Genomic DNA, 23,003 nt, shown 5'->3' with positions numbered 1-23,003 from the left:
AAAAACCGTGGACACCCTGATGAAAAAGCTCATTGCCGGCCTGCTTGGCCCGCTGCTGCTCGGCGCCTGCGCAGCGCTGCCTGACGCCGATACACCGCTGCCGTGGGACACGGCAGTCAGCCAGGGCACCCTGGCCAACGGCCTGCAATACCGGCTGGTGCGCGAGACCAGCCAGCCCGGCCGGCTCGATTTGCGTCTGGCGGTGAACGCCGGCTCCATCGACGAAGCTGAAGACCAGGTTGGCGTCGCGCACATGGTCGAGCACTTGCTGTTCCACAGCCGCGCCGGGCAGAACAGCAACGTGCGCGAGCGCATGACCGAGCTGGGCTGGGTGCAGGGCAGGCACTTCAATGCCATGACCAACTATGAACGCACCCAGTACATGCTCAGCCCGCCGGCTGGCGTGAAGCAGGCGCCGCAGGCCTTGCAGGTACTTGCAGACATGGTTTTTGCGGCTGACTACACGGCGGCGGACCTTGAGCGCGAGCGGCCGATCGTCATCGAAGAATGGCGCGGCGGCCTTGGCGTGGCCCAGCGCATGAACCAGCAACGCACGGCGTCGCAGCGGGTCGGCTCGCGCTACCCCGAACACCGCACCATCGGCAATGAAGCGGCGATCCGCAGTGCCAGCCTGGGCAGCCTGCAGGCGTACCAGGCGAAGTGGTACCAGCCTGGCAACATGGTCATCTCGGCGGTCGGTGACTTTGAACCGGCGGCGATGTTGGCGCAGATCGAGCAGGCCTTCGGCAAGGCCGCTGGCACTGGCAGCCCGGCGCGGGCCTATCGCGACCTGCCGCTGGACAACAGTCTCAAGGTCTTCCACCTGCACGACCCGCAGTCGGGCAGCAATCAAGTCTCGCTGCTGCTGCGCCTGCATGAGCCGGACAGCCGCGGCAGCAGCCGCAATGCCTTGCGTGAGCGGCTGATCGACCGCATGACCCTGGCCGTGCTGCTCGACAGCCTGCGCCGCCAACCGCTGCAACCGGGCGTGCGTAGTCTGATTGCGCAGAAGACCCTGATTGGCAGTCAGTCGACCGTGCTGGGTATCGCCGCCGGTGTCGAGGGCCAGGCTCACGATCAGGCGCTACGCCAGTTGCTCAGCGAGATCGAGCGGCTGCGCCAGCATGGGTTCAGCGAGGCCGATTTCCAACGCGAGCAGGCGCATATTCGCGGCCTCGGTGAGAAGACGGTGGCCAATACCAAACCGCGCAGCTTCGAACAGTGGGTCGAGCAATTGAGCAACGCTACTGCCCCTGAGGGGCGGGTGACTGATCGTCAGGCCACCGCCGGGCGTTATCTTGAAGTGCTTGAGCAGATCGATCGCAGCGACCTTGAGCAGCGCCTGCAGCGCTGGCTCGCCAGCCGTGACCGGGTGCTGCAGATCAGCGCGCCAGAGGCCAGCCTGTTGCGCCTGCCAACGGTCGCGCAAGTCGAAGCGCTGCAGGCAAGCATTGCCCAGACACGCCTGTCGGCACCCGTCAGCGAAGCGCCCAAGGTCGCTGCAACGCCTCGCTTCGAGCTGCCTGCACCCGGCGCGGCCGGCACCATCGTTGCGCGCAAGGCTTTTGCTCAAGAGCAGGTCGAGCACTGGCAGTTGAGCAACGGTGATCGGCTGGTCTGGCTGCGCCGCAATGGCCCGGACGGCAAGTGGTTGCTGCAAGCGGAATCATCGGCGGGCTACAACATCGACGGTGCGCCGGCCTGGCGCTTGCAGATGGCGGCGCAACTGGCGCTGGCCAGTGCCCCGCCGGCAGGCGCAAGCCAGGCGTTGACCGAGTGGCGCAAACAGCAGCGCGCCACCATCAGCCTGGAGCACTCACCGCAGCGCCTGCAGATGAACCTCAGCGCAGCGCCCGAGCAGCTGCCAAGCCTGTTTCAGAGCTATCGCCTGAGCCAGCAGGCGAATATCGACCCGGCGCTGTTCAGCGAGGCACGCGCTGATCTGCTGGCACGCAGCAACAGCCGCCCGGATGATGTGCGCAGCCAGCAGGACAGCCAGCAGCGCCGGCTCAAGTTCGGCGCCGATGCCTGGCAGTCGCCAACGCCTGCCACGCTGCAAGCGTTGACCAGCGAGCAACTGCGTGCTGATTGGCAGCGCTTGGCGGGTGCGCCAGTCACCTATTACCTGATGGCCGACATTGACCCTGCCCAACTGGAGCCGCTGGTGCGCGAGCAGCTCGCCAGCGTGCCGCGCACGTCCGTCTTGCCGAGCAAGCCGGTTATGCAGCAACCCGGCCAGCGTCGGCATGACCTGGCCATCGCGCTGGAGCCCAGGGCCGTGCTCGAGGCCAGCAGTTATCAGCCGCAGGCCTGGAGCCCTGAAGCGGCCATGCGCGTGGCCACCCTGCGCGATCTGGCCAACCAGCGCCTCAAGCAGCGCCTGCGCGGGGAAGCCTCGGGGATCTACCGCTTGCAGTTCGACAGCGAACTGAACCCACAGACCCAGCGCATCGAGAGCCGCTTGAACTTCACCTGCGACCCGGCCCGGGTCGATGAGCTGTGGGCGCTGGCGCAGCAGACCCTGGCCGAACTGGATGTGGATGCACAGTGGGTCGCCGTGCAACGAAGCGAACTGTCCCGCCAGGAAGCCAAGCGCCGCGACGACCCGCAGACTCAGTTCAAGCGCTTGATCCTCAGCGAACGTCACTGGCAAGACCCACGCTACCTGCGCAGCCAGGCGCAGTTGCCGGCAGCGCTAAGCTTGCCGGCCCTGCAGCAGCAGGCGCGGCTGTTGTTCCCGCAGGATAATCAGGTGCAATTGCGCTTGCTGCCGTCGGTGACTGCGCTGGAGCAGGCGCTGTGAATACGCTGCGCAGATTCGTTCGTCTGAGCCGGCCCTTTTGGCATGATCGCGGCCAGTGGCAAGGCTGGTTGATGCTGGCGGCAGTGATCGGCCTGGGCTTGCTGGTGGTGCAGATCAATGTGCTGATCAACAGCTGGAGCAAGACTTTCTACGACACCCTGGCGGCGTTCGATACCGCTGCCTTGTATGGGCTGGTGGGCCAGTACGCGCTGTACCTGGGCGCTTACGTACTGATCATCGTCGGCCTCGATTACATCCGCAAACGTCTTGAACTGCGCTGGCGCCAGGCTATGACTGCACGCCTGACCGATGCCTGGCTGGCCGATCACGCCTTCTATCGGCTGGGCCTGAGCGGCGAGCCGGACAACCCTGACCAACGTATCGCCCAGGACGTCGACCTGATGGTGGGGCTGAGCATCGAATTGGTGGCGTCACTGGTGATCAACCTGGCCCAGGTTGGCGCCTTTGCGCTGATCCTGTGGAACCTGTCCGGGGTGCAGACCTTCAGCCTGTTCGGCGCGACCGTTACCGTGCACGGCTATTTACTGTGGATCGTGGTCATCTACACCCTGACCGGTAGTGTCCTCACGCACCTGATCGGCAAGCCGCTGCACGCGCTGAACTACGAACGCGAGCACCGTGAGGCGGACTTTCGCGCGAGTTTGCTGCGCAAGCGCGACCATGCCGAGCAGATCGCCCTGTACCGCGGCGAAGGGGTCGAGCGCGAGCAACTGGCCCGGCGTTTTCAGGCGATTGCGAGCAACTGGCGGCAGTTGATCGGCCGTGAGCGTGACCTGAGCTTGTTTACCGTTGCCTACCAGCGCTTGAGCCTGATCATTCCGGTGTTCGCGGCCATGCCGGCGTTCATGAGCAAGGCCATCACCCTGGGTGGCTTGATGCAGATCCGCAGCGCATTCAGCGCCGTGCACGATTCGTTGAGCTGGTTCATCAAGCTGTACAACAAGCTGGTGCGCTGGAGCGCGGCGCTGGAGCGGCTGGATCAGTTCGAGCGGGCCATCGAAGCCAGCCGGCAGCAGGTAGTCAGCGCGCCGCAGGGCAGTTGCCTGTGCGCGCAAGGGCTGACCCTGTGCCGCCCAGATGGCAGTGCGCTGCTGAGCAATCTCGATCTGCGGGTGGGCCCGGGCCAGTGGCTGCGCCTGGCCGGTCGCAGCGGATTGGGCAAGTCGACCCTGCTGCGCACCCTGCAAGGCTTGTGGCCGTACTGCCGGGGTAATTGGCAGTTGCCGCCCGGGCGCAGCCTGCTGCTGCCGCAAAAGCCGTATCTGCCGCAGATGCGCCTGGATGAACTGCTGGCGTATCCGCAGTTGCAGCGTTTCGACGATGTGCTGTTGATCGACGCACTGGTCAAGGTCGGTTTGAGCGAGCTGGTCAGCCGCCTGGGTGACGAAGCAGAGTGGGAGCGGGTGCTCAGTGGCGGTGAACAACAGCGCCTGAGCCTGGCGCGGGCGTTGCTGTACCAACCCGACACGCTGTACCTGGACGAAGCCACCAGCCAGCTCGACTTCAACGCCGCCTATGGCCTGTTGCGAATGCTCCGTCGCGAGTTGCCGCAGTGTACCGTGGTAGGGGTGACCCACCAGGTCGGCCTCGGCGAATTGTTCGAGCGCACGCTGGAGCTGGAGCCCCAGCCCCAGCCCGCATGAGCCGAATCAGGCGCGCTTGTTGAACTGCGCCAACGCCGGCAGCAGCTGTTTTTCGATGGCCTGGCGCACTGCCGGGAGGATCGTCGCGCTGCCGGTGTACATCTGCTCGACCATGCCCTTGAGTGCACGTGCGTTGGGTTCGGTCAGCCCGCGCACGACCACTTCGCAGGCTTGCTCGGCGCTGGCGCCGGCGGGAATATCAAAGCCGCGAGCGCGCATTTGCCCCAGCAGGTCGTCTTGATCAATCAAATCCGCATGCATCATGGTTGTTGTCCCTTCTTATCGCCAAGAGAGTGCTGCTGTGATTTACGACCGATTCTGTGACGACCGCGACATGCCCGCAACAACAGAATGCCGACATGGCTGCTTTGGCTATGAACAGGTCGCTCATGGCTAACTCGATCAACCAATGGGCCCGCACACTGGGGTCATTCACCGCAACGTGGGGTTTGGTCACCCTGACTCGTCACAGTGAATATCGCTCACTCTCCCGCCCCGACAGCTCACGGCTTGTCGGGGTTTTTTTTGCCCGGTAGCTGCAAGGTACGACCGATCCATGTATCTGCTGGCAATGGCGCTTGAGCCGCAACCATGGCCTGCAGTTGCGACCGGCTGTAGTCGCTGAACGGCGCCGCACTCGGCCCGGCCAGGTCCACGTGCAAGAGCATCTGCTCGCTGGCCGCCAGTGCTTGTTCGAGGTCTGCCCGGTGCAGGCTGTGGTAAAGGTGCAGGCGTTTGCTGTCAAAGCCGAGGATGTGGGTTTGCACCCACACCTCGCTGCCCAGTTTGACCTCGTGCAGGTAGTTGATATGCGCCTCGAGGGTAAACAGCGAATGGCCGCTGTGCCCACGCGCGTCGGCGTCCAGGCCGATCTGCTCCATCAGCGCATCGGTGGCGTAGCTGAAGATCAACAGGTAATAGGCATCGCGCAGGTGGCCGTTGTAGTCGACCCAGTCCACCTGGACTGGGGTGCGGTAGGTAATCTGTGCAGGCATCATCTGCTCCTCAGTCCGCAAAGCTCATGCCGTGCTGGGCTTTGCTGGTTTTCACCGCTTCCAGCACGGCCAGCAGGGTGTCGTCACGATAGCGTTCAAGGGCCGCGATACTGCGCTCGCCGAGTTGCTCCGAGGTGCCGGCAACCACGTCTTCGATCAACTGTTCGCTGAGCTCCGGCGCGGGTAGGTAGGTCCAGGGCAGCTTCAGCGCCGGGCCGAACTGGGCCATGAAGTGGCGCATGCCAGCGTCGCCACCCGCCAGGGTGTAGGTGAGGAAGGTGCCCATGAACGACCAGCGCAGGCCGGCGCCAAAGCGGATCGCATCGTCAATCTCGCCGGTGGTGGCGACGCCGTCGTTGACCAGGTGCAAGGCCTCGCGCCAGAGCGCTTCAAGCAAGCGGTCGGCGATAAAACCGGGGACTTCCTTGCGCACGTGCAGCGGGCGCATGCCGAGCGCGGTGTAGATGACCTTGGCGGCTTCGATGGCCTCGGCAGCGGTATTGCGGCCGCCAACGATTTCGACCAGCGGCAGCAGATAGACCGGGTTGAACGGGTGGCCGACCACGCAGCGTTCCGGGTGGCTGGCCGACTCGTAGAATTCACTCGGCAGCAGCCCTGAGGTGCTCGAGGCGATGATTGCAGCGGGCTTGGCGGCAGCGCTGATGCGCGCATGCAGATCAAGCTTGAGCTCCAGTCGCTCGGGTGCGCTTTCCTGGATGAAGTCGGCGTTGCGCACGCAGTCTTCGATGCTGTCGACAAAGCGCAGCCGCTGTTGCGCGGCACCTGCGGCAAGGCCTTGCTTCTCAAGCGCGGGCCAGGCATTGGCAACCCGTTGGCGCAGGGCTTGCTCGGCACCGGGGGCTGGGTCCCAGGCGATTACATCAAGGCCGTGGGCGAGGGCGCGGGCGACCCAGCCGCTGCCGATGACGCCACTGCCAAGCGCGGCAAAAATCTTGATATCGGTAATGAAAGGCATGTTCGACTCCTGAGGCAATTACCGGCGCTTGAGGTTCATTTTTGCCCGACCTTCAGCCGGCGTGAGCACGCGTGCACCAAGCCGGCTGAGGATCTCCACTGCACGCTCGACCAGTTGGCCGTTGCTGGCCAGCACGCCTTTGTCCAGGTACAGGTTGTCTTCCAGGCCGACCCGCACGTTGCCGCCGAGCAGCACGGCTTGCGCGGCCATCGGCATCTGCATGCGGCCAATGCCGAAGCCAGCCCAGGTCGCACCCTGCGGCAGGTTGTCGACCATTGCCTTCATGGTGCCGGTGTCGGCTGGCGCGCCCCAGGGGATGCCCAGGCACAGCTGGAACAGCGGGTCATCGAGGAGGCCTTCCTTGATCATCTGCTTGGCGAACCACAGGTGGCCGGTGTCGAAGATTTCCAGCTCGGCCTTGACCCCCAGCTCGGTGATCCGTTTGGCGCCCGCGCGCAGTTGCGCCGGGGTCGACACGTAGATGGCGTTGCCATCGCCGAAGTTGAGCGTGCCGCAGTCCAGCGTGCAGATTTCCGGCAGCAGCGCCTCGATGTGCGCCAGCCGCTCCAGCGGGCCGATCAGGTCGGTGCCAGGGCCGAAGTCCATCGGCGACTCGCCCGGGCCGATTTCCAGGTCGCCACCCATGCCGGCGGTGAGGTTGACGATGATGTCGACGTCGGCCTCGCGGATGCGCTGCATGACTTCGCGGTACAGCTCGACATCGCGGCTGAAACGGCCGGTCTGCGGGTCGCGGACATGGCAGTGGACGACCGTGGCGCCGGCCTTGGCGGCCTCGACCGCGGCGGCGGCGATCTGCGCCGGGGTTATCGGCACCAGGTGGCTCTTGGCGACCGTGTCGCCAGCGCCGGTGAGGGCGCAGGTAATGATGACGTCGTGGTTCATGCTGGGGGTTCCTGGTCAAAATACGGGTGCAGGGCTCCCGCACCGACCGGTTGAACCGGTCAGTGGGCGGAAAAGCCGAATCAGTTGGCGCTGAGCTTGAGGTTGTCGGCAGCCGGCTTGCCGTCGAAGGTGGTCACCCCTTCAAGCCAGCGGGCTTTGTCTTCGGGGTGCTCCTGCAGCCATTTGCGGGCTGATTCCAGCGCGTCCTTGTGATCGAGCAGCGGCTGCATCATGCGGCTCTCGGTCTCGGCGCTGAAGGTCAGGTTGGCCAGCAGCCGGCTGGCGTTGGGGCAGCGCTCGGCATAGTCAGGCGCGGTCACCGTCCACACTGTGGCGCGGCCTTCGTCGGGGCCGAGGGCGTCTTCACTGGCGCCCAGGTAGACCATGTCGATGTTGACGTTCATCGGGTGTGGGGTCCAACCGAAGAACACCACCGCTTCCTTGCGCCGTACCGCGCGGTCAACCGCCGCGAGCATGCCGGCCTCGCTGGACTCGACCAGCTGGAACTTGCCCAAGCCGAACTGGTTCTTGGCGATCATTGCCTTGATCTGGGTATTGGCACCTGAGCCGGGCTCTATGCCGTAGATCTTGCCGCCCAGCTGCTTCTCGAACTTGTGGATGTCGGCAAAGCTTTGCAGGCCCTGATCGGCCAGGTACTTGGGCACCGCCAGGGTAGCGCGGGCATCGTTCAGGCTCGGCTCAGCGAGCACCTTGACCTGCTTGGCCTCGACGAACGGGGTGATGGTCTGGTTCATGATCGGGTTCCAGTAACCGAGGAACATGTCCAGGCGCTTGTCGCGGATGCCGGCAAAGATGATCTGTTGCGAGGCACTGGTCTGTTTGGTCTGGTAACCCAGGCCATCGAGCAATACCTGAGCCATGGCGCTGGTGGCGATGACGTCGGTCCAGTTGACTACGCCGAGGCGGACCTTCTGGCACACCGCAGGTTCGCCAGCAACTGCTGGCAGGGCAAAGCTGGTACTCAACACAAGGGGTAACAGGCTGCGGCGGATCAAGCTGTGCATGGTGGCTCTCCATCGGCAGTGCATGTTGTTATGGTGGGCGACCTCTGCGGGCCGTGTGACTAAGCTACCCGGCAAGCCCAGGCAAAAGTCGCACGCTGGCGACCAACATTTGCACCCTGGCGACTACCTTGTGCGGGAGCCCTCGATGGCCGTTACCATTCACTTTCTGCTGTTGCCGGGTTTTTCCGCGATGGGCTTTATCAGTGCCCTGGAGCCGTTGCGGGTGGCCAACCGCTTTCGCGGGACGTTATATCGCTGGCGTGTGCTCAGCCTGGACGGCGGCGCGGTGCAGGCGAGCAATGGCATGTCGGTCAATGCCGATGCTGCATTGGCGGGGGAGGCGGCGCCGCAGATGCTGTTGGTGGTGGCCGGCTTTGACCCGCTGGCGCACTACAGCCTGGGTTTGCAGCAGGCACTGCGCCGGCTCGAGCATGAAGGAGTGATCCTCGGCGGGATCGATACCGGCGCGATGCTGCTGGCTGAAGCCGGCTTGCTCGAAGGCTACCGGGCGACTTTGCACTGGGAAGCGCTGGAGGCGTTCAAGGAGCGCTACCCACGCTTGCAGGCCACGCAGGAGTTGTTCGAGATCGACCGGCGGCGGATCACCTGTGCCGGTGGTACGGCCTCGATCGACCTGATGCTCGATCTGATCGCCCAGGCCCATGGCAGCGAGTTGGCGGTACAGGTCTCGGAGCAATTCGTGCTCGGCCGCATCCGCCCACGTCAGGACCACCAGCGCATGCAGATTGCCGCGCGCTACGGGCTGAGCAACAAGAAGCTGGTCAAGGTGATCGGCGAGATGGAGCGCAATACCGAGGAGCCGTTGCATACCCAGGTGCTGGCCGACCTGATCCAGGTCACCCGGCGCCAGTTGGAGCGGTTGTTCCGGCTGCACCTGAACGACACGCCGAGCGGCTTCTATCTGCGCCTGCGGCTGGACAAGGCGCGCCAGTTGCTACGCCAGACCGACATGAGCGTGCTGCAGGTCAGCATCGCCTGCGGCTTTGACTCGGCGTCATACTTTACCCGCTGTTACCGGGCGCGCTTCGAGCGCTGCCCGCGGGCCGACCGCCACACCAGTGCGGCGTCATGAAGGCGGCGGATCATTGCTGGCCGATCGACTGCAGGTATTCGGAGCGATCATCGCTGCGCTGCGCCACGCAGGTGTTCCAGGCGGCTTCGAAGGCCTTGCTGCCGGGTTTTTCAGCGGCGGTCTCGACCTTGCAGTCGGCATCGCGCAGTTGCGTCCACAGGGTCTGCGCAGCGCGGAAACGCTCGGACAGGCTCTGCACCTTGTCGCCCTCATCCGGATACTGGTCGCGAATCCGCTGGATCAGGTCATCGAACGCCGCTTGCAGCTCACGCTCGGCGGTCTGCTTGTTGTAGGCGGCGCAGGCGTAGCCCTGGGCATCGCTGTCGACGTTGTCGCATGGGGTGGACTCATCGTCGGCGGCGAACGCGAACGGCGCGCTCAACAATAAAGTCAGGCCTATCAATGAATTGATCCGCAGCATGTTCACTTCCCATGAAAAAGTCGGGCAATTCTCGCTCAGCGCTGCCCCCTTGAACAGGCTTGAGCGACATTTGTCATGAAGCCAACTGTCGCGAGGAGGGCTTTGACGCTTTCGGTATGGCCCTTGTCGTTTTTGCATCCGGCTCGTCGTTCGCGCAGGCATATGCTGGCCCTAAACGCCGACACCTGATTCGGCGCAACCTATATCAAAAAGGGGACAGCCTGATGAGCCCAGCCGAATTACACGCCGACAGCATCGTCATCGATGGCCTGATCATCGCCAAGTGGAACCGCGAGCTGTTCGAGGACATGCGTAAAGGCGGCCTGACCGCAGCCAACTGCACAGTGTCGGTGTGGGAAGGGTTCAAGGCCACCGTCGACCAGATCGCCGCCAGCCAGAAGCTGATCCGCGACAACAGCGACCTGGTGATGCCGGTACGCACCACCGCCGACATCCGCAAGGCCAAGGAGCTGGGCAAGACCGGCATCCTCTTCGGCTTCCAGAACGCCCACGCCTTCGAGGACCAGATCGCCTACGTCGATGTGTTCAAGCAGCTCGGCGTCGGCATCGTGCAGATGTGCTACAACACCCAGAACCTGGTCGGCACCGGTTGCTACGAGCGTGATGGCGGCCTGTCTGGTTTCGGTCGCGAAATCGTCGCCGAGATGAACCGCGTCGGGATCATGTGCGACCTGTCCCATGTCGGCTCGAAAACCTCCGAAGAAGTCATCCTCGAATCGAAGAAGCCGGTGTGCTACTCGCACTGCCTGCCGTCGGGCCTGAAAGAACACCCGCGCAACAAGTCCGATGCCGAACTCAAGTTCATCGCCGACCACGGCGGCTTCGTTGGCGTGACCATGTTTGCGCCGTTCCTGGCCAAGGGCATCGATTCGACCATCGACGATTACGCCGAGGCGATCGAATACACCATGAACATCGTCGGTGAAGATTCCATCGGCATCGGCACCGACTTTACCCAGGGTCACGGCCAGGAGTTCTTCGAATACCTGACCCACGACAAGGGCTACGCCCGCCGTCTGACCAACTTCGGCAAGATCATCAACCCGCTTGGCATCCGCACTGTAGGCGAGTTCCCCAACCTCACCGAAACCCTGCTCAAGCGCGGCCACAGCGAACGCGTGGTGCGCAAGATCATGGGCGAGAACTGGGTCAACGTGCTCAAGGATGTGTGGGGCGAGTAAGCCGCACTCCAAACCGCTCTGCCCAGGCCAAAACAGTCTGGGCCATCTCTCAAAAATTTCTGGAGTTAAGTTTCCATGGCCAAGATCGCCCCGCAATTGCCAATCGAAGTCGACAGCGAGACCGGTGTCTGGACTTCCGACGCGCTGCCGATGCTGTATGTGCCACGCCATTTCTTCGTCAACAACCACATGGGTATCGAAGAAGTACTGGGCGCCGACGCCTATGCCGAGATCCTCTACAAGGCCGGCTACAAGTCAGCCTGGCACTGGTGTGAAAAAGAAGCCGAATGTCATGGCCTGGAAGGCGTGGCGGTGTTCGAACACTACATGAAGCGCCTGTCCCAGCGCGGCTGGGGCCTGTTTGAAATCGAAGCCATCGACCTCGACAAGGGCACCTGCAGCGTCAGGCTCAAGCACTCGGCATTCGTCTATGTGTACGGCAAGGTTGGCCGCAAGGTCGACTACATGTTCACCGGCTGGTTTGCCGGCGCCATGGACCAGATTCTCGCCGCCCGTGGCAGCTCGCTGCGCACCGTGGCAGAGCAGGTCTACGGCGGGTCGGAAGAGGGCCACGAAGATGGCCTGTTCGTTACAAAGCCGTTGTAAGCCTGAGCCGGAGATAGCGTCATGGCCTTCGAAGCAATGTTCCAGCCGATCCAGATCGGCAAACTGACCATCCGTAACCGCGTGCTGAGTACTGCTCACGCCGAGGTGTATGCCACCGACGGCGGCATGACCACCGACCGTTACGTCAAATACTACGAAGAGAAGGCCAAGGGCGGTATCGGCCTGGCCATCTGTGGTGGCTCGTCGGTGGTTGCCATCGACAGCCCGCAGGAATGGTGGGCTTCGGTCAACCTGTCGACCGACCGGATCATCCCGCACTTCCAGAACCTTGCCGACGCCATGCACAAGCACGGCGCCAAGATCATGATTCAGATTACCCACATGGGCCGTCGCTCACGCTGGGACGGTTTCAACTGGCCAACCCTGATGTCGCCGTCGGGCGTGCGTGAGCCAGTGCACCGTGCGACCTGCAAGACCATCGAGCCGGAAGAGATCTGGCGGGTGATCGGCAACTATGCGCAAGCTGCGCGCCGGGCCAAGGAAGGTGGCCTGGATGGCGTCGAACTGTCGGCGGTGCACCAGCACATGATCGACCAGTTCTGGAGCCCGCGGGTCAACAAGCGTACCGACGAATGGGGCGGCAGCTTCGAAGGCCGGATGAAGTTCGGCATGGAAGTGCTCAAGGCCGTGCGCGCCGAGGTTGGCGACGATTTCTGCGTGGGCATGCGCATCTGTGGTGACGAGTTCCACCCCGATGGCCTCAGCCACGAAGACATGAAGCAGATCGCCGCGTATTACGATGCGACCGGCATGCTCGATTTCTTCGGTGTGATCGGTTCGGGCTGCGACACCCACAACACCCTGGCCAACGTTATCCCCAACATGAGCTTCCCGCCCGAGCCGTTCCTGCACCTGGCAGCCGGCATCAAGGAAGTGGTCAAGGTCCCGGTACTGCACGCGCAGAACATCAAGGACCCGAACCAGGCGCAGCGCATCCTCGAGGGCGGCTATGTCGACATGGTCGGCATGACTCGGGCGCACATGGCTGACCCGCACCTGATCGCCAAGATCAAGATGGGCCAGATCGACCAGATCAAACAATGCGTCGGTGCCAACTACTGCATCGACCGCCAGTATCAAGGGCTGGATGTGCTGTGCATCCAGAACGCCGCGACCTCCCGTGAATACATGGGCGTGCCGCACATCATCGAGAAGACTACCGGCGTCAAACGCAAGGTGGTGGTGGTCGGTGCCGGCCCTGCCGGCATGGAAGCGGCGCGGGTTGCCGCCGAGCGTGGCCACGACGTCACCGTGTTCGAGAAGAAAGAGCAGATGGGCGGGCAGATCACCATTGCTGCCAAGGCTCCGCAACGCGACCAGATTGCCGGTATCACCCGCTGGTACCAGCTCGAATTCGCCCGCTTGAAGATCGACCTGCGCCTGGGCACTGCGGCTGACATCGCGACCATCCAGGACCTGCGCCCGGACGTGATCGTGCTGGCGGTCGGCGGCCATCCGTTCGTCGAGCAGAACGAGCATTGGGGCGCTGCCGAAGGCCTGGTGGTCAGCAGTTGGGACGTGCTCGATGGCAAGGTTGCGCCGGGCAAGAATGTGCTGGTGTACGACACCATCTGCGAATTCACCGGTATGTCGACCGCGGACTTCATTGCCGACAAGGGCAGCCAGGTCGAGATCGTCACCGATGACATCAAGCCAGGCGTGGCCATGGGCGGCACCACCTTCCCGACCTACTACCGCAGCATGTACCCGAAAGAAGTGATCATGACCGGCGACCTGATGCTGGAAAAGGTCTACCGCGAAGGCGACAAGCTGATCGCGGTGCTGGAAAACGAATACACCGGGGCCAAGGAAGAGCGGGTGGTTGACCAGGTGGTGATCGAGAACGGTGTGCGTCCTGACGAAGAGCTGTACTACGGGCTCAAAGAGGGGTCGCGCAACAAGGGCCAGATCGATGTGGAGGCGCTGTTTGCCATCAAGCCACAGCCGATCCTCAGCCAGCCGGGCGAAGGCTACTTGCTCTATCGCATTGGTGACTGCGTGGCCCAGCGCAACGTGCACGCGGCGATCTACGACGCCTTGCGCCTGTGCAAGGACTTCTGATCGATCGCACATGAACTGGCCCTCCTGTAGGAGCGGCCTTGTGTCGCGAAAGGGTCGCGAAGCGGCCCCGGCGATCTTGTGACGCTACATAGATCCTGGGGCTGCGTTGCAGCCCTTTCGCGACGCAAGGCCGCTCGTACAGGGGTCCGCGCCGCGCTTGCTTGAGCGCGGCGCACGATTTCAGCTGTTGTGGGAGCCTCCCATGTTAAACACCCTTTTACCCATTCTGCTGTTCGCGGCCCTTGGCCTGGCAGTGCTCGGCGCGTTGCGCCGGGTGCGCATGTGGCGCCGTGGCCGGCCGTCCAAGGTCAACCTGCTCGGCGGCCTGCTGGCCATGCCGCGGCGCTACCTGGTGGATCTGCACCATGTGGTCGAGCGCGACAAGTACATGTCCAACACCCACGTCGCCACTGCAGGCGGCTTTGTGTTGTCGGCAGCGCTGGCGATTCTGGTGCATGGCTTTGGCCTGCAGAACAAGATCCTTGGCTACGCCCTGCTGGTCGCCACCGTGATCATGTTCACCGGCGCACTGTTCGTCTTCAAGCGGCGCCTCAATCCGCCTGCGCGGCTGTCCAAAGGGCCGTGGATGCGCCTGCCGAAAAGCCTGTTGGTATTCGCGGCGAGCTTCTTCATTGCGACGCTGCCGGTGGCCGGCATCCTGCCCGCCAATACTGGCGGCTGGGTGATGGTCGCTGTACTGGGTCTTGGCGTGTTGTGGGGCGTGTCCGAGCTGTTCTTCGGCATGACCTGGGGCGGGCCGATGAAGCACGCCTTCGCCGGTGCCCTGCACCTGGCCTGGCACCGCCGCGCCGAACGCTTTGGCGGTGGCCGCTCGACCGGGCTCAAGCCAATCGATCTGGAAGACCCGAACGCGCTGCTCGGTGTGGAAAAGCCTGCCGATTTCACCTGGAACCAGCTGCTCGGTTTTGACGCCTGCGTGCAGTGCGGCAAGTGTGAGGCGATGTGCCCGGCGTTCGCCGCCGGTCAGCCACTGAACCCGAAGAAGCTGATCCAGGACATGGTCATCGGCCTGGCCGGTGGCACCGACGCCAAGTTCGCCGGCAGCCCGTATCCGGGCAAGCCGCTGGGCGAGCATGGCGGCCATCCGCATCAGCCGATCGTCAATGGCCTGGTCGATGCCGACACGCTGTGGTCCTGCACCACCTGCCGTGCCTGCGTCGAGGAATGCCCGATGATGATCGAGCACGTCGATGCCATCGTCGACATGCGCCGTCACCTGACTTTGGAACGCGGCGCCACGCCGAACAAGGGCGCCGAGGTGCTCGACAACCTGATCGCCACCGACAACCCGGGCGGCTTCAACCCGGGTGGGCGAATGAACTGGGCCGCCGACCTCAACCTGCAGCTGCTCAGCGAGGTGAAAACCACCGAGGTGCTGTTCTGGGTCGGTGATGGTGCCTTCGACATGCGCAACCAGCGCACCCTGCGTGCCTTCGTCAAAGTGCTGAAGGCGGCAGGCGTGGACTTTGCCGTGCTCGGCCTGGAAGAACGCGACAGCGGCGACGTTGCCCGTCGCCTGGGCGATGAAGCTACCTTCCAGCAACTGGCCAAACGCAATATCCAGACCCTGGCGCAGTACCGCTTCAAGCGCATCGTCACCTGCGACCCGCACAGCTTCCATGTGCTGAAGAATGAATACGGCGCGCTCGGTGGTGACTATCAGGTGCTGCATCACAGCACTTATATCGCCGAGCTGATCGCCGCCAACAAGCTCAACCTCGGCCAGCACAAAGGTTCCAGCGTGACCTATCACGACCCGTGCTACCTGGGCCGCTACAACGGCGAGTACGAGGCGCCGCGCGAAGTGCTCAAGGCGCTGGGCATCGAAGTGCGCGAGATGCAGCGCTCGGGCTTCCGTTCACGCTGCTGCGGCGGCGGTGGCGGTGCGCCGATCACCGACATCCCGGGCAAGCAACGGATCCCCGATATGCGCATGGACGACATCCGCGAAACCGAGGCCGAAGTGGTCGCCGTGGGTTGCCCACAGTGCACCGCGATGCTTGAAGGCGTGGTTGAACCACGGCCACTGATCAAGGACCTCGCCGAGTTGGTCGCCGATGTGCTGATTGAAGCCGATGCTCCAGCTACTGCGAAAGCTGCAGCAGCCAAACGTGAACCTGCGGAGGTGCATTGATGAGCGACATCATCCGCCGCGACCCACGCGCCGAGTGGATCGCCCGTAACCGTCTGCATCCGCTGCACGCAGCGATGCAGACCCAGCAAACCAGCTGGATGGGGCCCAATGGCATCATCCGCAAGAATCCTCACGCAATTGCCGCAGGCTTCATTGCGGCCAGCGGCCTCAAACGTCTGGACCGCAGCGGTGTCCAGCAAGGCACCGCTACCGGGGGCCGGCGTACGGCTGCAGCTGAAGTGCAGTTGCCGCTACATCAGGTGGCAGATCCTGCGTTCTACATCGCCGTGGTCCCGGACATGGTCGGCGGCCGCCTTGGCCCTCACGACCGCGACTTGCTCGGCCTGGCCCACAGCCTGGCCGGCAAGGATGGCGCTGTGCTGGCGATTGTTTTTGGCGAGCACAAGGAAAGCAACTTCGGCGCCGCCGGTGTCGATCGCCTGCTGGTAATCGAAGGCGAGGCATTCCAGGGTTATGCACCGGAGCAACTGGTGCAGGGCCTGCGCGCTGTGGATAACCAGTTTGCCCCGCAACACTGGCTGCTGCCCGACAGCCGCACCGGTGGCGGTGAGCTTGGCCGGCGCTTTGCTGCATCACTGGGTGAACGCCCGGCGACGCGGGTCTGGCAGATCAAGGATGGCCAGTGCATCGGCCGTGCTGGCGCGGGCCAACAAGACCTGCAACGGGGCATGGCACGGCTGATTCTGGCCGCTGCCGAGTGCGCCGAGCCGGTCAGTGAAACCCGCCATGAGGCGCTGCCGGTCGAGTTGTCCACAAGCGTTGCGCGCAGCTTGTCGCGCATCGAGGATCTTGGCTCGGTGGCGGTCGACCCGGCCGCCATTGCCATGGCCGAGTCGGAATTCATCGTCTCTGGCGGTAACGGCGTCAAGGACTGGGAGCTGTTCCACCGTGCCACCGCTGCATTGGGCGCCACCGAAGGTGCCTCGCGGGTGGCAGTCGACGACGGCTTCATGCCGCGTACGCGCCAGGTGGGTGCCACCGGTACCTGGGTTACCGCACGGGTGTACGTCGCGGTCGGCATCTCAGGCGCGATCCAGCACCTGCAGGGCATTGGTGCCTGTGACAAGGTGGTGGCGGTGAACATGGACCCTGGCTGCGACATGATCAAACGGGCCGACCTGTCAGTGATTGGCGACAGCGCGGCGATTCTTCAGGCTCTGATCGAAGCTGTGGATAACTACCGCAGCGGCGGCCAGCGCGACGCGGCATAAGGGTTCCAACATGAGTACAAAGGTCATTAGCCTGGTTTCCATTGGTGCTCATCCCGGCTCTGGCCGTAGTCGCCGGGCCGAGCAGGATGCCCGTGCGGTCGAGCTGGGATTGCAGCTGGCTGGGGATAACTTGCAGGTGGTGCATGCTGGCGATCACCGCCAGGAGGCGCTGCGTGCTTATCTGGGCATGGGCCTGGATCATCTGGATGTACTTGAGCAACCGGAAGGGGCTGATGTGCTCGAGGTGCTTGGCGACTATCTACGTGATGCTGGCGCCCAGTTGGTGTTGACCGGCAGCCAGGCCGAGACCGGCGAGGGTTCCGGCATGTTGCCGTTCTTGCTCGCCGAGAAGCTGGGTTGGCCATTGATTGTCGGGCTGGCCGAGGTCGAGTCGATCGAGAATGGCACCGCCCAGGTATTGCAGGCGCTGCCGCGTGGTCAGCGGCGCCGGTTGAAAGTGCGCTTGCCGTTGCTGGCCACTGTGGATAACGCAGCGCCCAAGCCACGCCAGAGCGCGTTCGGACCTGCGCGGCGTGGCGTGCTGGCAGCGCGTGATGTGGCGATTGTCGAAGATGAGCTGCTGGCGGATGCCGAGCTGCAACCGGCCCGACCACGGCCCAAGCGGCTCAAGGTGATCAAGGCCAAGAGCGGCGCGGATCGGATGAAGGCTGCAACAGCCAAGGCCAGCGGTGGTGGCGGCAAAGTGCTGAAAGATGTTTCCCCCCAGGAAGGCGCCGAGGCCATCCTCAAGCTGCTGGTAGAGGAAGGAGTGCTGCGCTAGTAGCGGCCTCCCGACTCATGCGGGTACGGCGGTGGCGCGCGGTCCCTGTAGGAGCGGCCTTGTGTCGCGAAAGGGCTGCGAAGCGGCCCTGCATTTCAACTTCACCGCTGACATCTTTGGGCCCGCTCTGCGGGCCTTTCGCGACACAAGGCCGCTCCTACAGGGGGCAGTGGTGTTACGCACATTTGCTGTTAGCCAGGCTGTGGATAAAGTGTTCGCTAATGCCTGCAGCCCTTTGAGTTCGCGGCGTACAGCCAGCTGTACAATAATTGATCAGGCTAAGCCATGGATTTTCATGGCTTTTTTGCGTGTTCAAGCTTTGAAGTTGCCCACAATCGCTGTTAGCCGGCCTGTGGATAAACTGTTCGGCTAACTCGCTAGGCCACGTATTCCGTGGCTTACAGAGAATTGATCAAAATTCGATCAATCTTCTTCACAAGATGCTCAGATGCCTGAGATTCAGGGCTCTCGATAGCTTATCCACATGCGTAGCGAACGTTGTTCACAAAGTCTGTTGGCGCTTCTGTGGACAACATGTTCGGCATCAGCTGCAAGCCACGTATCTAAAGGCCTGCATGGAATTGATCAATAATTGATCAGGAGGGGAGTGGAGCGAGGTTTGAGGATGCTGCCGGGTACCTGTGGACAACTTGCCGGGCACACCATAGGCATGCCCGGCAGGTCTATTACTGCGTAACGACTTCTTTCAGATAAGGCGCAGGTTCCGCCCCGAGGTTTTCCAGCACGCGCTGGCTGTACCAGTCGATGAAGTTGACCACACCAAACTCGTAAGTCTTGGAGTACGGCCCAGGCTGATAAGCAGTGGAGTTGATCCCGCGCTGGTTCTCTTCAGCCAGACGGCGGTCCTGGTCGTTGGTCGCGTCCCACACTTTGCGCATCTGCTCTGGGTCGTAATCAACGCCTTCAACAGCGTCCTTGTGGACCAGCCACTTGGTGCTGACCAGGGTCTCCTGAGCACTGATCGGCCACACCGTGAAGACAATCATGTGATCGCCCATGCAGTGGTTCCAGGAGTGCGGCAGGTGCAGGATGCGCATCGAGCCCAGGTCAGGGTTCTGGATGCGGCCCATGAGCTTCTTGCTCGCCTGCTTGCCGTCCATGGTCATCGACACGGTGCCCTTGAGCAGCGGCATGCGCACGATGCGGTTACGCAGGCCGTGGCTCTTGTGCAGGTAAGGGATCTTTTCCGCTTCCCAGGCCGTAGCGCAGGCGGCGACGTGGTCCTTGAACGACTGATCGGCACGCGGGTCGTTGGTGTCGTCCCACTCGAGCAGGGTCTTGAGCAGCTCTGGGTGCGAACCGGAGCAGTGGTAGCACTCGCGGTTGTTCTCCAGTACCAGCTTCCAGTTGGCTTTCTCCATCAAGGTGGTTTGCACCGCCACCTTGGTGTTCTCCATGTCGTACGGTTCCATGTAGTGGTCGAGCGTAGCCAGGAACTCGTCGATAGCCGGCGGGTTCTGCGCCAGGCTGATGAAGATGTAGCCACCAGCGACCTTGACGTTGACCGGCTTGAGGCCGTACTCCTTCATGTCGAAGTCATCGCCCATTTCGGTGCCGGCAAACAGCAGACGACCGTCCAGCTCGTAGGTCCACTGGTGGTAATGGCAGACCAGCTTGGCGACCTTGCCCTTCTCGCTGGTGCACAGCCGCGAACCGCGGTGGCGGCAGACGTTGTGGAACGCATGCACCTTGCCTTCGGCGCCGCGGATGACAATGATCGGGTTTTTGCCGACTTGCAGGGTGAGGAAGTTGCCCTTGGTCGGGATCTCGCAGGTCATGCCCGCGATCAGCCATTCCTTCTGGAAAATTTCCTGCATGTCGATCTGAAACAGACGCTCGTCAGTGTAGAACGGCTGGGGCAGCGAGTAGGTGCGCTCGCGGGTCTGCAGCATCTCGGCGGTGGCCTTGCGTGCAGCTTCCAGTGGATCGCCCAGGCTCAGGGTTGCGGTGACGTCCATCGTTGTAATCCTCAAGGCCGATAAAGGCCGGCGAAAGGTGGCTAATCGTTGTTTTAGTGCCGCAAGGCAGGTGCAGAAAACATCAGGTCTATTTGCCGTGGAGTGTGCGATCAAGGGCGCCTTGAGCCGTATCCATGGGCGACATGGCCGAATCGAATTCCGACGCGCCAGCCCTTGTCGTGCGGGGCTGGTCGCGATAAGCACGCCGATGTCGCTGATGGGAATGTGCCGGGCCACGGCCTTGAGCATTATCGGAGCCATAAAAGGCCGGTAGTCGGCCGTTGGAGAACAACATGTCCGAAACATTCCTCAACCCGGTCAGCACCCAGACCTGGGCCAACGGCCGCCACATCGTGCGCTGCGTCAAGGTCATCCAGGAAACCTGGGATGTGCGCACCTTCTGCTTCATGGCCGACCAGCCGATCATGTTCTTCTTCAAGCCCGGCCAGTTCGTCACCCTGGAGCTTGAAATCGAAGGCAAGCAGGTGATGCGCTCGTACACCATCTCCAGTTCGCCGTCGGTGCCGTACAGCTTCTCGATCACGGTCAAGCGGGTACCGGGTGGGCATGTTTCCAACTACCTGCACGACACCATGCACGAAGGCGCCGAACTGCCGGTACACGGCCCGGTCGGCTTGTTCAACGCAATCGATTTCCCGGCACCGAAGGTGCTCTACCTTAGCGGTGGCGTCGGTATCACCCCGGTGATGTCGATGGCGCGCTGGTTCTATGACACCAACGCCAATGTCGACATGGTGTTCGTCCACAGCGCGCGTTCACCGAAGGACATCATCTACCACCGCGAGCTGGAACAGATGGCCTCGCGCATTCCCAACTTCAGCCTGCACATCATTTGTGAGAAGCACGGGCTGGGCGAGCCGTGGGCAGGTTATCGGGGGTATCTGAACCAGCGCCTGATGGAGCTGATCGCCCCGGATTACATGGAGCGCGTGGTGTTCTGCTGCGGGCCTACGCCGTACATGAGCGCGGTCAAGCGTATGCTCGACGCGGTCGGCTTCGACATGAAGAACTACCACGAGGAGTCGTTTGGCGCGACCCCGGCGGAGGCCAAGGCCGACGCTGTCGAGCACGCCGAACAGGCAGCCGATGCTCCGGAAGTGGATCTGTCCGATCTGAACCTGGTGGAGTTCGTCGGCAGCGAGAAGAGCATCCGCGTGGCCCCGGGCGAGACCGTGCATGCGGCGGCGGCCAAGGTTGGCCTGATGATCCCGAAAGCCTGCGGCATGGGCATCTGCGGCACCTGCAAGGTGCTCAAGCTGGGCGGCGAAGTGGACATGGAGCACAACGGCGGCATCACCGAAGAGGATGAAGCCGAGGGCTACATCCTCTCCTGCTGCAGCGTGCCGCGCGGCGACGTTCGTATCGAGTACTAAGCCGAGGCCGCTTGAGCGCTGCAGCCTGGGTCAGACGCGGAAGCGTGCAACCAGGCTGCTGAGGTCAACTGCCAGGCGCGACAGCTCGGCACTCGCCGCGCTGGTCTGGTGTGCCCCGGTGGCGCTTTGCACCGACAGGTCGTTGATGTTGACCAGATTACGGTCGACTTCGCGGGCGACCTGAGCCTGCTCTTCGGCCGCACTGGCGATGACCAGGTTACGCTCGTTGATGTGTGCTACGGCCGTGGCGATGGTGTCCAGCGCCAGGCCCGCGCCGCGGGCGATGTTCAGGGTCGATTCGGCGCGTTCGGTGCTGGTGCGCATCGACTCGACCGCCTGGCCGGTGCCGCCCTGGATGGTGCCGATCATGCGCTCGATCTCGCTGGTCGACTGCTGGGTGCGATGCGCCAGTGCACGCACTTCGTCAGCCACCACGGCAAAACCACGCCCGGCCTCACCGGCCCGCGCTGCCTCGATGGCGGCGTTGAGGGCGAGCAGGTTGGTCTGATCGGCCAGGCCGCGAATCACGTCGAGTACCTTGCCGATATCACGCGACTGTTCGGCCAGGTGAGTGATCAGCTTGGCAGTACCCTGCACGTCACCGCTCATGCGCTCGATGGCGCTGACGGTTTCCAGTACCAGGTCACGGCCATCGCTGGTGGAACGGCTGGCTTCAGCCGAAGCCTCCGAGGTGCTGACGGCATTGCGCGCCACTTCTTCGACCGCGCTGGTCATCTCGGTAACGGCAGTGGCGGCCTGTTCGATTTCGGCGTTCTGCTGCTGCAGGCCGCGCGCGCTCTCGTCGGTCACGCTGTTGAGCTCTTCGGCCGCCGAGGCCAGCTGGGTAGAGGAGCCGGCGATCAGGTGCAGGGTGTCGCGCAGCTTTTCCTGCATGCGGGCCATGGCTCGCTGCAGGCGCGCTGCTTCGTCGCTGCCTTCGGCGCGAATGGTGTGGGTGAGGTCGCCGTCGGCTACCTGTTCAGCTGCCTGCAAGGCTTCTTCGATCGGCTTGACGATGCTGCGGGTCAGCAGCAATGCGCAGATCAGGGTCAGCACGGTGGCGGCGATGAGCAGACCGATCACCAGGGTGAACGCCGTGCTGTACTGATTGGCGGCGGTGGCGTTAGCGTTGCGCGCCTGCTCGGTGTTCATTTCCAGCAGGGTGTTCATGACCTTGTTGATCTGCTCGGAGTTGGTCAGCAGGTCGCGGTTGAGCAGGTCGGCCAGTTCCTCGATGCGGTTGGCCTGGCTCAGGTTGCGCATGCGGGTTTCCAGCTGGCGGTACTGGGTCAGCAACTGGCCGTACTGATCGAACGCGGCTTGTTCTTCGACGTCGACGATAAACGTCTGGTAACGGCTCTGGGCCTTGTCGATTTGCGCGTTGCGCTCGTCCAGCAGGCGCAGGGTGTCTTGCTGAGCGGCCGGGTCACGATTGACCAGCAGACGATAGGACAGCGTACGCAAGCGCAGGCTCAACGCGGTCAGTTCATCGAGGGTTTTGATGCTCGGCACGTTGATGCTTTCGATGGCGACACCCGCCTGGCGAATCTTGCCCATCTGGACCAGCGAAAACACGCCAAGGCCGAGCATCAATGCGCCGATCAAGGCAAACCCGAGCAAGGCGCGCGGGGCGATATTCATATTGCGTAGGGACATGATTTGGACAATCCGGGCAAGGTAAGGTGGCGCGCA

The 23,003-nt window shown here is 63.1% G+C and carries 18 protein-coding genes; 10 read left to right on the top strand and 8 right to left on the bottom strand.

Translation table 11 applies throughout. The features are described 5' to 3' along the window. Positions 1 to 19 precede the first annotated feature (19 nt). Together IDM28_RS21135 and IDM28_RS21130 are read left to right on the top strand one after the other, a co-directional pair. Positions 20 to 2,803, top strand: a complete 2,784-nt coding sequence (locus tag IDM28_RS21135; RefSeq protein WP_188036811.1) for a M16 family metallopeptidase — start codon at positions 20 to 22, stop codon at positions 2,801 to 2,803. After that, positions 2,800 to 4,467 (top strand): ABC transporter ATP-binding protein/permease, encoded by a 1,668-nt coding sequence (locus IDM28_RS21130; protein WP_188036810.1) that lies wholly within the window; start codon positions 2,800 to 2,802, stop codon positions 4,465 to 4,467. Before IDM28_RS21135 ends, IDM28_RS21130 begins: the two co-directional genes overlap by 4 nt. Positions 4,468 to 4,473: 6 nt before the next feature. Here the strand turns inward: IDM28_RS21130 and IDM28_RS21125 are convergent, their stop codons facing one another. From IDM28_RS21125 to choX, 5 genes are all read right to left on the bottom strand, one after another. Continuing rightward, the gene (locus IDM28_RS21125; protein ID WP_101322488.1) at positions 4,474 to 4,731 is read right to left on the bottom strand and encodes a hypothetical protein; all 258 of its coding nucleotides are present in this window, start codon (positions 4,729 to 4,731) and stop codon (positions 4,474 to 4,476) included. 239 nt (positions 4,732 to 4,970) lie between these two features. Continuing rightward, a complete protein-coding gene (locus IDM28_RS21120) occupies positions 4,971 to 5,462 on the bottom strand; it encodes a thioesterase family protein (RefSeq protein WP_188036809.1) in 492 nt (163 codons plus the stop codon). A gap of 10 nt (positions 5,463 to 5,472) precedes the next feature. Further along, complete coding sequence (locus tag IDM28_RS21115) at positions 5,473 to 6,438, bottom strand: L-carnitine dehydrogenase (protein ID WP_101322486.1); 966 nt, start codon at positions 6,436 to 6,438, stop codon at positions 5,473 to 5,475. 18 nt (positions 6,439 to 6,456) lie between these two features. Further along, entirely contained in the window at positions 6,457 to 7,341 is an 885-nt protein-coding gene (locus IDM28_RS21110) for a 3-keto-5-aminohexanoate cleavage protein (protein ID WP_101322485.1), read from the bottom strand. A gap of 80 nt (positions 7,342 to 7,421) precedes the next feature. Then, positions 7,422 to 8,366: a choline ABC transporter substrate-binding protein gene (choX, locus tag IDM28_RS21105; protein WP_188036808.1), complete on the bottom strand. Its 945-nt coding sequence runs from the start codon at positions 8,364 to 8,366 to the stop codon at positions 7,422 to 7,424. 145 nt (positions 8,367 to 8,511) lie between these two features. On the opposite strand from choX, the gene IDM28_RS21100 reads away from it, so the two are divergent. Then, positions 8,512 to 9,459: a GlxA family transcriptional regulator gene (locus IDM28_RS21100; RefSeq protein ID WP_086976920.1), complete on the top strand. Its 948-nt coding sequence runs from the start codon at positions 8,512 to 8,514 to the stop codon at positions 9,457 to 9,459. A 10-nt stretch (positions 9,460 to 9,469) separates the two neighbouring features. Here IDM28_RS21100 and IDM28_RS21095 read toward each other — a convergent pair whose 3' ends face one another. After that, positions 9,470 to 9,871 (bottom strand): lysozyme inhibitor LprI family protein, encoded by a 402-nt coding sequence (locus tag IDM28_RS21095; RefSeq protein WP_371411593.1) that lies wholly within the window; start codon positions 9,869 to 9,871, stop codon positions 9,470 to 9,472. Between the two features lie 233 nt (positions 9,872 to 10,104). Between IDM28_RS21095 and IDM28_RS21090 the strand changes: the two genes are divergently transcribed. The 6 genes from IDM28_RS21090 (at position 10,105) to IDM28_RS21065 (ending at position 17,938) form a co-directional block, all read left to right on the top strand. Next, positions 10,105 to 11,082: a dipeptidase gene (locus tag IDM28_RS21090; protein WP_086976918.1), complete on the top strand. Its 978-nt coding sequence runs from the start codon at positions 10,105 to 10,107 to the stop codon at positions 11,080 to 11,082. Positions 11,083 to 11,157: 75 nt separating this feature from the next. Next, positions 11,158 to 11,688, top strand: coding sequence for a DUF5943 domain-containing protein (locus IDM28_RS21085; protein ID WP_101322482.1), 531 nt, complete (start codon positions 11,158 to 11,160; stop codon positions 11,686 to 11,688). A gap of 21 nt (positions 11,689 to 11,709) precedes the next feature. Next, positions 11,710 to 13,770 (top strand): dimethylglycine demethylation protein DgcA, encoded by a 2,061-nt coding sequence (gene dgcA / locus IDM28_RS21080; protein ID WP_101322481.1) that lies wholly within the window; start codon positions 11,710 to 11,712, stop codon positions 13,768 to 13,770. A 202-nt stretch (positions 13,771 to 13,972) separates the two neighbouring features. Further along, positions 13,973 to 15,925, top strand: a complete 1,953-nt coding sequence (gene dgcB / locus IDM28_RS21075; RefSeq protein WP_101322480.1) for a dimethylglycine demethylation protein DgcB — start codon at positions 13,973 to 13,975, stop codon at positions 15,923 to 15,925. Next, entirely contained in the window at positions 15,925 to 17,157 is a 1,233-nt protein-coding gene (locus tag IDM28_RS21070; RefSeq protein ID WP_188036807.1) for an electron transfer flavoprotein subunit alpha/FixB family protein, read from the top strand. The genes dgcB and IDM28_RS21070 overlap by 1 nt, the downstream gene beginning before the upstream one ends. A gap of 10 nt (positions 17,158 to 17,167) precedes the next feature. Then, positions 17,168 to 17,938 carry an electron transfer flavoprotein subunit beta gene (locus IDM28_RS21065; RefSeq protein ID WP_150572817.1) on the top strand — a complete coding sequence of 257 codons (771 nt, stop codon included), beginning with the start codon at positions 17,168 to 17,170 and terminating at the stop codon, positions 17,936 to 17,938. A 686-nt stretch (positions 17,939 to 18,624) separates the two neighbouring features. Here IDM28_RS21065 and gbcA read toward each other — a convergent pair. Then, complete coding sequence (gene gbcA, locus IDM28_RS21060; RefSeq protein ID WP_150572818.1) at positions 18,625 to 19,917, bottom strand: glycine-betaine demethylase subunit GbcA; 1,293 nt, start codon at positions 19,915 to 19,917, stop codon at positions 18,625 to 18,627. A gap of 293 nt (positions 19,918 to 20,210) precedes the next feature. Here gbcA and gbcB point away from each other — a divergent pair, with 293 nt between their 5' ends. After that, the gene (gene gbcB, locus IDM28_RS21055) at positions 20,211 to 21,311 is read left to right on the top strand and encodes a glycine-betaine demethylase subunit GbcB (protein WP_188036806.1); all 1,101 of its coding nucleotides are present in this window, start codon (positions 20,211 to 20,213) and stop codon (positions 21,309 to 21,311) included. 30 nt (positions 21,312 to 21,341) lie between these two features. On the opposite strand, the gene IDM28_RS21050 is transcribed toward gbcB, so the two are convergent. Continuing rightward, entirely contained in the window at positions 21,342 to 22,967 is a 1,626-nt protein-coding gene (locus IDM28_RS21050; RefSeq protein ID WP_101322474.1) for a methyl-accepting chemotaxis protein, read from the bottom strand. Between the last annotated feature and the right edge of the window lie 36 nt (positions 22,968 to 23,003).

The organism is Pseudomonas sp. EZ-C24 (assembly GCF_014525325.1).
Lineage (GTDB): Bacteria > Pseudomonadota > Gammaproteobacteria > Pseudomonadales > Pseudomonadaceae > Aquipseudomonas > Aquipseudomonas shirazensis.
Note: the sequence above shows the minus strand (reverse complement) of the source record. Positions and strands in the feature narration are given on the sequence as shown.

What these genes read in the sequence shown, in the direction of transcription:
- IDM28_RS21135 (WP_188036811.1), top strand. Translation starts at nt 20, where the DNA reads ATGAAAAAGCTCATTGCCGGCCTGCTTGGCCCGCTGCTGCTCGGCGCC.
- IDM28_RS21125 (WP_101322488.1), bottom strand. Translation starts at nt 4,731, where the DNA reads ATGATGCATGCGGATTTGATTGATCAAGACGACCTGCTGGGGCAAATG.
- IDM28_RS21120 (WP_188036809.1), bottom strand. Translation starts at nt 5,462, where the DNA reads ATGCCTGCACAGATTACCTACCGCACCCCAGTCCAGGTGGACTGGGTC.
- IDM28_RS21115 (WP_101322486.1), bottom strand. Translation starts at nt 6,438, where the DNA reads ATGCCTTTCATTACCGATATCAAGATTTTTGCCGCGCTTGGCAGTGGC.
- IDM28_RS21110 (WP_101322485.1), bottom strand. Translation starts at nt 7,341, where the DNA reads ATGAACCACGACGTCATCATTACCTGCGCCCTCACCGGCGCTGGCGAC.
- choX (WP_188036808.1), bottom strand. Translation starts at nt 8,366, where the DNA reads ATGCACAGCTTGATCCGCCGCAGCCTGTTACCCCTTGTGTTGAGTACC.
- IDM28_RS21100 (WP_086976920.1), top strand. Translation starts at nt 8,512, where the DNA reads ATGGCCGTTACCATTCACTTTCTGCTGTTGCCGGGTTTTTCCGCGATG.
- IDM28_RS21090 (WP_086976918.1), top strand. Translation starts at nt 10,105, where the DNA reads ATGAGCCCAGCCGAATTACACGCCGACAGCATCGTCATCGATGGCCTG.
- IDM28_RS21085 (WP_101322482.1), top strand. Translation starts at nt 11,158, where the DNA reads ATGGCCAAGATCGCCCCGCAATTGCCAATCGAAGTCGACAGCGAGACC.
- dgcA (WP_101322481.1), top strand. Translation starts at nt 11,710, where the DNA reads ATGGCCTTCGAAGCAATGTTCCAGCCGATCCAGATCGGCAAACTGACC.
- dgcB (WP_101322480.1), top strand. Translation starts at nt 13,973, where the DNA reads ATGTTAAACACCCTTTTACCCATTCTGCTGTTCGCGGCCCTTGGCCTG.
- IDM28_RS21070 (WP_188036807.1), top strand. Translation starts at nt 15,925, where the DNA reads ATGAGCGACATCATCCGCCGCGACCCACGCGCCGAGTGGATCGCCCGT.
- IDM28_RS21065 (WP_150572817.1), top strand. Translation starts at nt 17,168, where the DNA reads ATGAGTACAAAGGTCATTAGCCTGGTTTCCATTGGTGCTCATCCCGGC.
- gbcA (WP_150572818.1), bottom strand. Translation starts at nt 19,917, where the DNA reads ATGGACGTCACCGCAACCCTGAGCCTGGGCGATCCACTGGAAGCTGCA.
- gbcB (WP_188036806.1), top strand. Translation starts at nt 20,211, where the DNA reads ATGTCCGAAACATTCCTCAACCCGGTCAGCACCCAGACCTGGGCCAAC.
- IDM28_RS21050 (WP_101322474.1), bottom strand. Translation starts at nt 22,967, where the DNA reads ATGTCCCTACGCAATATGAATATCGCCCCGCGCGCCTTGCTCGGGTTT.